Origin of the sequence: Pseudarthrobacter sp. YAF2 (assembly GCF_052113345.1) — a bacterium.
Classification (GTDB): Bacteria; Actinomycetota; Actinomycetes; order Actinomycetales; family Micrococcaceae; genus Arthrobacter.
This window is the reverse complement of the sequence record NZ_JBFRDA010000023.1, coordinates 41,401-53,450: the sequence shown is the minus strand read 5'-3', so window position 1 is coordinate 53,450 and position 12,050 is coordinate 41,401. Positions and strand designations below refer to the sequence as shown.

Annotated in this window: 9 protein-coding genes; 1 reads left to right on the top strand and 8 read right to left on the bottom strand. The window is 63.5% G+C overall.

Features of this window, described 5'->3' with window-relative positions:
• The 3 genes from AB4Y79_RS19895 to AB4Y79_RS19885 all read right to left on the bottom strand — a co-directional run.
• Positions 1-457, bottom strand: a 457-nt coding sequence (locus tag AB4Y79_RS19895; RefSeq protein ID WP_441865560.1) for an aldehyde dehydrogenase family protein, incomplete at its 3' end; no start/stop codon positions are given.
• Positions 458-476: 19 nt separating this feature from the next.
• Positions 477-1,157 (bottom strand): GntR family transcriptional regulator, encoded by a 681-nt coding sequence (locus tag AB4Y79_RS19890; RefSeq protein ID WP_441865557.1) that lies wholly within the window; start codon positions 1,155-1,157, stop codon positions 477-479.
• A complete protein-coding gene (locus AB4Y79_RS19885) occupies positions 1,150-2,628 on the bottom strand; it encodes a fumarylacetoacetate hydrolase family protein (protein ID WP_441865563.1) in 1,479 nt (492 codons plus the stop codon). The genes AB4Y79_RS19890 and AB4Y79_RS19885 overlap by 8 nt, the downstream gene beginning before the upstream one ends.
• Before the next feature lie 232 nt (positions 2,629-2,860).
• Between AB4Y79_RS19885 and AB4Y79_RS19880 the strand changes: the two genes are divergently transcribed.
• Positions 2,861-4,801: an FAD-binding monooxygenase gene (locus AB4Y79_RS19880; protein ID WP_441865554.1), complete on the top strand. Its 1,941-nt coding sequence runs from the start codon at positions 2,861-2,863 to the stop codon at positions 4,799-4,801.
• Here AB4Y79_RS19880 and AB4Y79_RS19875 read toward each other — a convergent pair.
• The 5 genes from AB4Y79_RS19875 to AB4Y79_RS19855 all read right to left on the bottom strand — a co-directional run bounded on the left by AB4Y79_RS19875 (position 4,774) and on the right by AB4Y79_RS19855 (position 11,957).
• A complete protein-coding gene (locus tag AB4Y79_RS19875) occupies positions 4,774-5,628 on the bottom strand; it encodes a prephenate dehydratase (RefSeq protein WP_441865551.1) in 855 nt (284 codons plus the stop codon). The genes AB4Y79_RS19880 and AB4Y79_RS19875 overlap by 28 nt on opposite strands.
• A gap of 52 nt (positions 5,629-5,680) precedes the next feature.
• Complete coding sequence (locus tag AB4Y79_RS19870; protein ID WP_441865549.1) at positions 5,681-7,594, bottom strand: alpha-amylase family glycosyl hydrolase; 1,914 nt, start codon at positions 7,592-7,594, stop codon at positions 5,681-5,683.
• A 426-nt stretch (positions 7,595-8,020) separates the two neighbouring features.
• Complete coding sequence (locus tag AB4Y79_RS19865) at positions 8,021-8,743, bottom strand: polysaccharide deacetylase family protein (protein ID WP_441865546.1); 723 nt, start codon at positions 8,741-8,743, stop codon at positions 8,021-8,023.
• Between the two features lie 1,795 nt (positions 8,744-10,538).
• Positions 10,539-10,700 (bottom strand): hypothetical protein, encoded by a 162-nt coding sequence (locus tag AB4Y79_RS19860; protein WP_441865544.1) that lies wholly within the window; start codon positions 10,698-10,700, stop codon positions 10,539-10,541.
• Between the two features lie 198 nt (positions 10,701-10,898).
• The gene (locus tag AB4Y79_RS19855) at positions 10,899-11,957 is read right to left on the bottom strand and encodes an NAD/NADP octopine/nopaline dehydrogenase family protein (protein WP_441865542.1); all 1,059 of its coding nucleotides are present in this window, start codon (positions 11,955-11,957) and stop codon (positions 10,899-10,901) included.
• Between the last annotated feature and the right edge of the window lie 93 nt (positions 11,958-12,050).

The following is a 12,050-nucleotide window of genomic DNA, read 5'->3' as shown; positions in this document are numbered from 1 at the left end:
TCACGTAGTTGATCTGCGAGCCGGGGACCTTCATGGCGTCATCGAACTGGGCCACGATCAGGTCCGCGAAGAACCGGAAGTTCTCTGCCGCGCGCAGGGCCTGGCCCTTGGCCTGGGTGATGGGCAGGCCGGTATCGAAGGTTTCCAGTTCGGCGAGCCGGTCTTCCTGGGCCTCGACGGCGTCGGCGATCTTGTTCAGGATGCGGGCGCGTTCGCGGGGCTTCATCTTCGGCCAGGGGCCGCTGGTGAAGGCTTCGCGGGCGGCGGCGACGGCGAGGTCGATGTCCTCTTTCTGCCCGGCGGCCGCGGTGGCGTAGTTCCGGTTGGACACCGGGTCCAGGACGTCGAACGTCTTGCCGGAGACGGAATCGACGAACTCGCCGTTGATGAAGTGCTGGATGTGGGTGGGCAGGTCCTCGGGGACGTAGTGCGTGCTGGTTTCTACTGAGGTCGTCATCGTTGAAGTCCTAACTGGGTCAGAGGTTGTTGGCTTGGGCGAGGTAGGCGTCCAGGGTGGCGGAGCGGTGGAGCCGGGCTGCCTTTTCAATGTCATCGGCGTCGGCTCCCGTTTCGATGAGCTTCAGCAGGTTTTCGTGTTCGTCCACGGAGTCGCGGGCGCGGCCGGGGACGAAGCGGAAGGTGGAGGACCGAAGGGATGCGAGCCGGTTCCAGCCGCGGTGCACCAGGTCCAGGATGTGCGGGTTGGGGCAGTGTTCGAACAGGACGCTGTGGAAGTCCTGGTTGAGCCGGGTGAACCGGACGGGGTCGAAGTGGTCCAGGCATTCGCGCATTTCCTGGTTCACCGCGCGGGCCCGGGCGATGGCCGTCGCGTCGATCAGCGGTGCGGACATGGCGGTGGCGGCGCCTTCGACGATGCTGAGCGTCTGCATGGTGTAGAGGTATTCGGTGGGGTCGATCCCCGCCACGGTGGCGCCGACGTTGCGTTCGAACGTCACCAGGCCTTCGGCTTCGAGCCGGCGGATGGCTTCCCGGACCGGGACCACGCTGAAGCCGAGGTCCTTCGCGATGGAACCCAGGACCAGGCGGTAGCCGGGGGTGTAGGTGCCTTCAACGATCCGGGCCTTGACGGCCTGGTAGGCCTGCTCGGATTTGCTGCCGGGAGTGGCAGCGGCGAGGTCGGTCGCCGTGTCAGTCATTGGCTTGCCTTTCCCATTCCTTGTACTTGGTCTGCCATTCCTTGTTCATGGGGTAGAGGCCGTCCACGCTGTTGCCCTGCTTGACCATCTCGAAGATGAACGTTTCTTCCTTTTCCTGCTGGATGCAGTCCTCGACGAGTTCTTCGGCGATGGCCGGCGGGATCACCAGGATGCCGTCGGAGTCCGCCACGATGATGTCGCCGGGCTGGACGGTGGCGCCGCCGCAGGCGATGGTGATGTCCGTGTCCCACGGGATGTGGCGGCGGCCCAGCACGGCGGGGTGCGGGTTGGCAAACCAAGTGGGCATCTCCAGTCCGGCCACGGCAGTGTAGTCGCGGACCCCGCCGTCGGTAATGATGGCCGCGGCGCCGCGGACCTGGGCGCGCAGGGCCAGGATGTCACCCACCGTGCCGGTGCCCTTCTCACCGCGGGCCTCCATGACCAGGATCTCGCCCTCGTTCACGGAATCGATGGCCTTCTTTTGGGCGTTGAATCCGCCACCGTAGGTCTTGAAGAGGTCCTCACGGTTGGGCACATAGCGCAGGGTCCGGGCCAGGCCGACGACGCGGCGGTCCGGTCGGGTGCCTTGGAGCCCGTCGATGCTGACGTTGTTGAGGCCGCGCTTGCGCATCTGGGAGGACAGGGTGGCGGTGGCAACCGACTCAAGCTTGGCCTTCAGGTCAGGAGACAGGGCAGGCCCGACGGCGGCCTCCGCCTCCGGTGTCAGGCCGGCGGCCTCGCGGGAACCGTAGGCTTCCTCGCGCTGCAGGTCATCGACCTTGGGCTGGGCACCAAAGTCCGCGAACGCCGTCGTACCTTCCTCCACGGTGGTGACCAGCCGGCTGGTGGTGAGCCTGCCGTCGATCGTCTCCACCTCAACCTCCAGGACGTCGCCCGGCTTCGCTACCGAGGCACCGGCGGGAGTGCCGGTGAGGATGATGTCCCCCTCCTCGAGGGTGAGCAGCTGGGACAGGTCCGCCACCAGCCGGGAGAACGGGAAGAGCAGGTCCGCGGTGGTGTCATCCTGGACCAGCTGCCCGTTGTGCCAGGTGCGGATCCGCAGGCCGGCGGGGTCGACGGCGTCTGCCGGGATCAGTGCCGGGCCCACCGGAGTGAACCCGTCCCCGCCCTTGGAGCGCAGGTTGGAGCCCTTGTCCGCCCAGCGGAGGTCGTAGACGCCGAGATCGTTGCTTGCGGTGACGGCGGCAACGTGGCTCCAGGCGTCCTGGATGCTGACGCGGCGGGCGGCCTTCCCGATGACCAGGGCGATCTCGCCCTCGTAGCCGAGCAGTTCGCAGCCGGCCGGGCGCTCCACGGGGTTTCCGCTCAACGCCAGCGAGCTGGAAGGCTTGAGGAAGTAGGACGGCTGGGCCGGCGTGCGGCCGCGCTGCGCGGCCCGGCTGGGGTAGTTGATGTGCACTGCGATCACCTTGCGGGCTGCTGCCAGGGTGTCGCCGTTGACCTGCTCCAAAGCCTTCTCCTCATTAGGTACGAAATCGTATACGATCACTATTGCGCATGCTGCGGCATCCGTCAACCCCCGAAATATCGCTTATTTACAAGCTTCCGCGGCAGTACTTGTCGGCTCGATCACATCGGGCGTACAGTGGAAACCAAGTCGTTCAGTTTCTAATATCGAATCTCCTGTTCTCATATAGAACACCCTGCGGAGATCATCATCCACAACGAAGTGAGGACATCCCGTGCAGTTCCACCACCACGGATACGTATCCGGTGACCCCCGCGTCCAGCCGGCGGCCGGCATCGGCCTGAACCGCCCCGAGGAGCTCCCCGACGAAGTGGACGTGCTCATCGTGGGCACGGGCCCGGCGGGCATGCTCGCCGCCGCGCAGCTGTCCATGTTCCCGAACGTGACCACGCGCATCATCGAACGCCGCCCCGGCCGGTTGGCCATCGGCCAGGCGGATGGAATCCAGGCCCGCAGCGTGGAAACCTTCCAGGCTTTCGGCTTCGCGGAGCGCATCATCGCCGAGGCCTACAGGATCACCGAGATGGCATTCTGGAAGCCGGACCCCGCAAACCACGCCAACATCATCCGGACCGCCCGCGCCGTGGACGACGAAATGGGTATCAGCGAGTTCCCGCACCTGATCGTGAACCAGGCCCGGGTGCTGGACTACTTCGCCGAGTACATGGCCAACGCGCCCACGCGGATGAAGCCCGACTACGGCTACGACTTCCAGGGGCTCGAGGTCACCGGAGAAGGTGACTATCCGGTCACCGTGCGGCTGGTCCACACCTCCGGCCCCGAGGAGGGCCAGGAGCGCGTTGTCCGTGCCAAGTATGTGGTGGGTGCCGACGGCGCCCGCAGCAAGGTGCGCCAGGCCATCGGCTGCACGCTCGCAGGAGACCAGGCCAACCACGCCTGGGGCGTCATGGACACCCTCGCCGTCACCGACTTCCCGGATATCCGCACCAAATGCGCCATCCAGGGCGCCGAAGGCAGCATCCTGCTCATCCCGCGCGAAGGCGGCCACCTCTTCCGGATGTACGTGGACCTGGGGGAAGTAGACCCGAACAGCCAGCACTCCGTCCGGAACACCACCATCGAGGAGATCATCGCCAAGGCGAACGCCATCCTGCACCCCTACACGCTGGATGTGCGGAACGTGGCGTGGCACAGCGTGTACGAGGTGGGCCACCGCCTCACGGACAGGTTCGACGACGTCCTGCCGGCGGACCGCGGCACGCGGACCCCGCGGGTGTTCATCACCGGTGACGCTTGCCACACGCACAGCGCCAAGGCAGGCCAGGGCATGAATGTGTCCATGCAGGACGGCTTCAATATCGCCTGGAAGCTGGGGCACGTCCTGGAGGGGCGCAGCCCGGAAAGCCTGCTGTCCACCTACTCGGAGGAGCGGCAGGTGGTGGCCAAGAACCTGATCGACTTCGACAAGGAATGGTCCACCATGATGGCCAAGAAGCCGGAGGAGTTCGAGCACCCCTCCGACCTTGAGGACTTCTACGTCCAAACCGCCGAATTCCCCGCCGGGTTCATGACCCAGTACGCGCCCTCCCTGATTATCGGTTCTGCGGACCACCAGGAGCTGGCCGCCGGGTTCCCCGTGGGCAAGCGCTTCAAATCGGCGCCCGCGGTCCGCGTGGGGGACACCAACCCGATCCACCTTGGCCACCACGCCACCGCTGACGGACGCTGGCGGATCTACGTCTTCGCCGATAGCGCGCTTCCCGGCACCGGCACCGGCACCGGCTCCGCCACGGACACGCTGGCTGACTGGTTCGCGACCTCACCGGACTCACCGCTGGCCGCCACCCCTGCCGGCGCCGACCCGGATGCGTGGTTCGACCTGAAGGTCATCTACCAGCAGCCGCACACCGCCGTCGACATCAATGCCGTGCCTGCCGTTTTCAAGCCGCAGGTGGGCCCGTTCAAGCTGACCGACTACGAAAAGGTGTACGCCACCGATCCCAAGGCGGACATCTTCGAGCTCCGCGGCATCGACCGTGCGGGCGCCGTGGTGGTGGTCCGGCCGGACCAGTACGTGGCCAACGTCCTGCCGCTCACCGCAACGGCGGAACTCGGTGCGTTCTTCGGCCCCCTGCTGAAGCGTCCGGAACCCGTGAAGGAGCCGCGTCAGGCGGTGGCTGCGGCTGCCCGGTAGTCCGCGGCCGGGTACACGCCGAGGATCCGCACCTCGGTGGTGAAGAAGTCCAGTTCCTCGAGGGCCAGCTTCAGCGGCAGGTCCTCGGGGTGGCCTTCGACGTCGGCCATGAACATGGTGGCCGCGAACTCGTTGCCCACCATGTAGCTCTCCAGGCGGGTCATATTCACGCCGTTGGTGGCGAAGCCGCCCAGTGCCTTGTACAGGGCGGAGGGGACGTTGCGGACGCGGAACACGAAGCTGGTCACTGCCGGTCCGGGAAGTTCATCCTTGGCCGGCAGTGCCGTTTCCCGGGCCAGGACCACGAAGCGGGTGGTGTTGGAGGGGTCGTCCTCCACGCGCGAGGCCAGGACCTCGAGGCCGTAGATCTGGGCGGCCAGCGGCGGAGCCAGGGAGAGCTTGCGGGGATCGTTCCACTCGGCCACTTCGCGGGCGGACCCTGCGGTGTCGCCGGCGATAACGGGCTTGAGGCCGTGGTCGCGGATCAGCTTCCGGCACTGGCCCAGGGCGTGGATGTGGCTGTGTATCTCGGTGGCGCCCTCGATGGTGCTGCCCGGGATGCCCAGCAGGTCGAAGTGGATGGGAAGGAAGTATTCGCCCACGATCTGCAGGCTGGACTGCGGCAGCAGGATGTGGATGTCCGCCACCCGTCCGGCGATGGAGTTCTCGATGGGGATCATGGCCAGGTCGGCTTCGCCGGTGGTCACCAGCTCGAACGCGTCCTCAAAACTGGCGCACGGGACGCTTTCGAAGTCCGGAAACATCTGCTGACACGCGATATTGGAGTTGGCGCCGGGCTCACCCTGGTACGCAATCTTGGAGGCCATGATCCGTATGGTTTCACGCGCGCGGGCCCGTTGGGAAAACGGGTCCACGATGCTACGCCGGGGTGACGCGCAGCCAGAGGTATTGCCGGGGGAGGAGCGTGACGCCGTCGTGCAGGTTCAGGGCCGCTTCGGAGAGGAGGTCGACGGCGGCAGGAAAGTATCCGCCGAAGGTTTCCCCGGGCAGCGCCTGGGGTGAGTCGCTGAAGTTCGCGAGTGCGAGGATGGTGCCGGCGCCCTTCCCGTCCCCGGGCCGCTGGTACGCCAGCACGGAGCGGTTGTTCGTGGCGAAATCCACCAGCGTGGTTCCGGCCAGTTCGGGTGTGCCGGCGCGGACCTCGATCATCCGCTTGATACCTGCGTACACCGCCCCCTCCGGGGTGGCGGGGTCGTCCCGCCGGGCGTACTGCTCCGCCGGGTAGTGCGGGCGGTGCACCCAGCGGCTGTCTTCGCCGTGGCCCGGTTCGGCGGCGTAGCCGTAGTCGTTGAGCTGCCCCACCTCATCGCCCAGGTACAGCAGCGGGACGCCGCCGGTGCTGAACGGCACCGAGTGGGCCAGGAGGATCCGTTCCACCGCCTCGGCGGGGTCCACCTCCATTCCGCACAGGGATGCCGTCGTGCCGGAAATCCTGCAGTCCCCGGTCTTCGGGTTGTCCTGGAACGGGACCCCGCGGGCGAAGCTGCCGGGGAACCGGTTGACGTAGAAGGAGTTCAGGAAGCGGCGGTGGTCGAAGCCGTTGATGCCCAGCTCGGCCGCGTCCTCGTCGGCGAAGGTCCAGCCGATGTCGTCGTGGCTGCGGACATAGTTCACCCAGGCGGTGCCGTCCGGGATGTTGTGCCTGCGTTCCAGGGCCTGGGCCAGGAGCGAGACGTCGCGGGTGGCCAGGGATTCCCAGATCAGGGCCATCTGCAGCGGGTTGTAGGAAAGCTGGCACTCTTTGGGGTCGATGTAGAGCGTCACCTCGTCCGGGTGGACGATCGCCTCGGACTTGAAGAGCAGCGACGGCGCGGCCAGCCGGCAGGCTGCGTTGAAGGCCCGCAGGAGCGTGTGTGCCTGGGGCAGGTTTTCGCACGGGGTGCCCAGCTGCTTCCAGATGAAGGCCACGGCGTCCATGCGCAGGATGTCCACGCCCTGGTTGGCCAGGAACAGCATCTCGCCCGCCATGGCCCGGAACACCTCGGGATTGGAGTAGTTCAGATCCCACTGGTACGTGTGGAAGGTGGCCCAGACCCAGCGGCCGTCCTCCATTTGGATAAAGGAACCTGCGTGGTTCTCGGGGAAGATCTCGCGCACGTTCGCCTCGAACGCATCCGGTATGGTCCGGTCCGGGAAGATCCAGTAGTAATCGCTGTACTCCGGGTCCCCCGCGGCTGCCTTGCGCGCCCATTCGTGTTCATCGGAGGTGTGGTTGAAGATGAAGTCCACCACCAGGCTGATCCCATTGGCCTTCAGTTCGGCGGCGAGGCTGCGCAGTTGCTCCATGGTGCCCAGTTTCGGGTTGACCTGGCGGTAGCTGGAGACGGCGTAACCGCCGTCCGAGTGGGGTTCCGGCGCCAGGAACAGCGGCATGAGGTGCAGGTAGGTGAGGCCCAGTTCCTTGAAGTACGGGATCCTGCCGCGCACGCCTTCCAGGCTGTCGGCGTAGCGGTCCACGTAGCACACCCCGCCGAGCATCCGGTTGGACTGGAACCAGTCCGGCGTTTGCTCGCGTTCGGCATCCAGGGCCTTCAGTTCGGGGGAGCGCTCCTGCCAGGACCGTGCGCATTGGAGTACTAGGTTAGTGAGTTGATTCAACCAGTCCTGGCGTGCACCGTACAAGGAATGGAACAGGCTGCGGAGGGTGGGAAAGTGCTCGTCGAGGCGCCGGTCAAAGTCCGCATCCCGGCGCAGGCCAAGTTCGTGTTCCCGTGACAACGCTGACAGCACCTGCCGGCGCGCTTCTTCGTCCTCGTTGACGTACTCCTGCATGTGACCGGCCCCTTCCGCAATTCCGCCGGACCTCCCGGCCGCGCACCTGTACGGAAGTATTCCACGTCACATTCAGCGGAACGCGTTGCGGGTTGCTGCGTGACCCCTACATGGCGGTTCCCAGCAGGGGGTTCCGCGCCTCGCTCTACGCAACAGGTGCCACGTTGGATCCTAAGACTCTCGGGGTGGCGTGTACGGAATATGAAAATGGAGCACTATTCTGACGTGTTTGGCCGGGGTACCTGACGTCAGGTTGGGGTGTATCCATTCCGGCACTATTCATCGCTGAAGCGGCTTCGTTTAATCACTGGTTCGAGCCTTTGACGCTCTTCACCTTCCGGAGTCCGCTTGGGGACGACTCGGAGATCGATCAACAGTCGCGGGTGCGCCAGGGTGGATGACACGACAGCATGCCGGGCACGACACCTAGTCGAGATGGACGAAAAGTAGCCCTCGGGCGGCGATGGTGTCCAGGGCGCGAATGAGGCCTTCGGCTGTCCCGGAGCCAGGATGGTTGCCGTGGCATATGATGATGTCCCCGGACCGGGCCTTGATTGTTTCGCTGGCCACGGTTGCTGCCGGGTATGTTGCTCCGCCATCTGCGTTGATGCTGAAGCCTGTGGGGGTCATACCTAGAGCCTTGACGATATCTGCCGCGACCTCGTCGAGGTAAGCGGTCCCGGGCCTGAATAAGCGGGGGCTAATTCCTGTGAGTTGGGCTAGGACGGAAGTGTTGCTCATTACTTCGTCGTACACTTCCCCGGGGTTTTGCGTGCCTGTGATTCCGTACGCGGACTTTCCAGCGATGGACAGTGGCAGGTGGGAGGTTCCATGGTTGGCCAGCTCGAAGAGCGGATCGGCGGCGAGTTGGCGGGCTGTTTCTAAATTGGCGGTAATCCACCTGGAATTCAGGAACAGTGTCGCGGGGATGTAACGGTCACGCAATGCCGTAATTAGAGCTAAATCGTAGTCGTTGCCGCCGGGGCCACCGCAAAAATCGACTGTCAGGGCGATCCCTTCCGAGCCGGCTGCAAGGTGGGTCAGGACGCCGGGGGCCTCCAGGTCCCAGTACCGGGGGCTTCGACCGGCGTAGGCAGTCACGATTTCCAACCGGGACGGTGACCGCGATGCGGCGGTACCAATTTGCATACTTGTTTCCGCAACTTGGGGTGAGGGGGTTTCCTGGTCCGAGCCGACGCTGCCGCTGACAGGCGAGCTTCCACTTTGCCGCAGGTGCGGAATTGGCTGGTCCTGCTGAGTGAGCGCTTTTGTGGCCATGATTGTTGCTGCGGCTCCCGCCAACAGCAGGGTTCGGCGGGCGGAGTGCGAGCGACTGGCCCTGAAATGCCGCGGAGCTGGGTCCATAGAGAGGTCTCCGGTTGTAATAGGTGGTGCTACTTGAGAATCCACACTGGGCTATGAAGGCCCGGGGGTTTTGGCGCTGCGGCCCGCGATGTAGGAATGGTGTTCCTCGGACTCTGTGCCGACAGTCGTCGTCTGGGTACCTGCGAGACGTAGCCGTTACGGCTGGTTTCGGCAGCAATCCGGAGCCACCGGTTGAGTGGTGGCCAGAACGATTCTTCAACCGCGGCTGAATGGCCAGGAGCGCGAAGAAGCCAGTGCCGCCGCTGAGTTTCGTGTCCAGAATTAATCAATAGGCATTTTCTGTTCCCCTTGCGGGATTTTGACCGATAGTGATTTTTCGCCAGCCGGGCTAAGTCGGCTACCACAGCATTTATGGCTTCTTGTCGACCTTTACCGGTCCTTCGTGCGCTCGTTTGGGACGGTTCCCCAACTGCTGTGCGGTTCCCTCGGAGCGATTCCAAGCTGGCCCTGCTTGAGAGGGGATCGTAGAAGATGATGTCGGCGCTCCGTCTTACCTCTGTGGCTCCCGCCGGCAGAGCCGGTTCGGCCAAAGGGGCCTGGTAGCGCGGCTGCCGGACGACGCTCGGGTATATGACGCCCAACACGACCACACAGTAGGTGGCCGGGTGATGCAGCATCAGTTCACTGTCGGAGGGCGACGAGACGCTGTTTTCGATGGCGTCCTGGTGCTGATTCCTAGTGAACGATTTCATGTGTTCCACCGGGGAGCCGGATTTCGGCGTCTTGCCGGAAGAGACAGACAGAGAGCAGATCCACATAGCCGATACCTAAATCAGTGGTGAAAAAATCCCGTGATGGCACTCCGTGCCGCCTTGGAGTCATTTGAAGACCGGGGCCTCCCGAGTTGCGAGGATCGGGAGGCTCCGGAAATTGAGGCCCCACCCGTGGGGGGCACCGCCGCGTCCGCAGGCTGCTAATCCGTCTCCGGCCCATGGCAGTAATGGCAGTCATCCTCGCAGTGAATCTCAGACCGGGTTTGGCTACCCATCTCATCTGGAACTACGCGTAGCTCAAATGACCCTGTCATGCGGGGGTCGATTTTGCTATTACTGCCCGCAGGCATGCCCATATTCTTACCCGCCAGGGGTGCAGTGATACGGAGTGCAATGCAAGCTTCTCGTCCACGGGTGTGACGGGCCGGCCAACATCAAAAATCAATCCAGGCTCCTACGGGGGGAACAGCATGAGTAGACGGCCGCAGTCCAGCGTCAGCTGAGATGAGCATCCATTCGACGGGTTGGTCCGCCTTTGCAGGCATGATGCTTCCTTCAGTCACAAAGCGCCTGGTGCCGTCCATGCTTACTGCTTGCCACCACCCGGTCATCGGGCAGTGTTCTCCGGTTCGGGAAACGGGCCTGCTAGGGCCTCTACTCTCGGCTCTACGTTTGCGGGGGATAAATTTCTTCATCGCTGAATTCGACCTGCGCTCTTCTTCATTGAACTAGCTCTGTTGTGGTCTCTGGTTTTCCAAGTCTGTCCTCACGGCACGATCGTGAGTTGAGCGGGACCTGCAGGGGAGCGCAGACAATGGAGCCCGGCAACCGATGCTGGCTTGGCTTCACGGGGAGCCGCCGGGTGCAGATTTTGTAATGTCCCTGACTTCGTTATAGATGAACATTTGGCGGCCGTAGGGGGTATGGAGCCATAGTAGGTCCCCGTTGAGTGAGACCAGGTCGACGGTTCCGGTGGTGCTGTGGCCGTTGAGGAGCTGTATGGTCACGTGGTCCTGTTTGCGCAGCAGGCGAAGAACAGCGGCAAACTCTTCAAACGGAATCTGGTAACCGATTGGCGCGCCCGCGGGTCTTTCGCGGACGCCCAATTTTTTACGTGGGCACATCGGGTTCCTGTAGATCGTGGTTGTGGGCAAAGGTCAGCGTGGGAACCTTGTTTTGCTTCGTTTGTTCTCCGGGACTGTCCGCTAGGGGCGGGAAGGGGCAGTCTCCGGTCGCGAAGGGGGTCGGGCGACATTAACAGGTGCTCCTATCACTGACAGGAATTCTTTGGCCGTCTGCAATGCCGTTGAGGTGACGTCCCTGTCCACCAATACTTCGCCGAGCCGTACTACGGCATTGATCGTAGGCGCGGGCACGCCGAGCAGTCCTGCCATTTCGGCCATTGGCGCGAAAGCGGAACGCAGTTCGTGCTCGAGGAAGCGGTGCTGAAATGTTGACGGGAGCTTGGTACGCCGATAGGGAGGAAAGGTGTTGATTTTTTCCAGAACACTGGCACCGTTCATACCGGCAGGACCGTTATATCTGTCCAGGAGTTGTTCGAAGGAAAGCAGATCCGACCCCATCGCCGCTCCCAACTGCTGGCGTTCGACGTCGATGGCGGCGATTAGACGGCAAACACTCTCACCGAAGCCTTCGTCATAGAACTGAACATCATCGCCCCGTTCAACGCGCATGGCGTTCAGGATCATGGGTGGGACATGTACGAGGGGATTCAGCCCTGAAAGGACAACTGTCGGAGCGTCCGTGATGGAGATCTGAGTGATTGTCGTCTCCGCAATTTTACGGGCCTCTTCAGGAGCTTCCCGGCCCAAGAAGCCCGCAAGCATGCCATGTTTTTCGTTCGTGACTGAGGACATCGTCCCGCCGGCCAGGAAGCCGCCGACGAGGAGCAAACGGTTTAGATCGAATCCATGGGTTTCGGCAGCGCTTGCAGATTCGAGCGCCCCTGATATTCCAACTCCAACAACTGCGAGCACATCAGGCCTGACCGCAGCAAGGAGTCTGGTGATTCCGGCGGTGATGTCTTCGCCCGCGGCATAGACGATACCTACTGTTGGCGCCGTGACATCGAGGTCGTGGACCGGCAGCAGCGCAACGTCGCAGGGCGCGCCGAAAAGGGAGAAGCTGTGCTTCCCCGGTTCTACCCCTCCGCCCAGGACCGCCACCGAGTGGTTACGGGCGGCGAAGAGGAAAGCTGTGGGCACAGCTTTCTCCTGGATCGAACTAATGACGATGTTGGCCATAAAAGGATTCCCTGTTCTTCGATCAGTGTTTCTGCTGTTTGCGGGTAGAAGCCTGGGTGGACAGACCCAACACCGTTCCATTTCGAGCTTTGT

Bases quoted from the DNA above. Each gene is read 5' to 3' on its own strand.
- AB4Y79_RS19890 (WP_441865557.1), bottom strand. From the start codon at position 1,157: ATGACTGACACGGCGACCGACCTCGCCGCTGCCACTCCCGGCAGCAAA.
- AB4Y79_RS19855 (WP_441865542.1), bottom strand. From the start codon at position 11,957: ATGGCCAACATCGTCATTAGTTCGATCCAGGAGAAAGCTGTGCCCACA.
- AB4Y79_RS19865 (WP_441865546.1), bottom strand. From the start codon at position 8,743: ATGCAAATTGGTACCGCCGCATCGCGGTCACCGTCCCGGTTGGAAATC.
- AB4Y79_RS19875 (WP_441865551.1), bottom strand. From the start codon at position 5,628: ATGGCCTCCAAGATTGCGTACCAGGGTGAGCCCGGCGCCAACTCCAAT.
- AB4Y79_RS19870 (WP_441865549.1), bottom strand. From the start codon at position 7,594: ATGCAGGAGTACGTCAACGAGGACGAAGAAGCGCGCCGGCAGGTGCTG.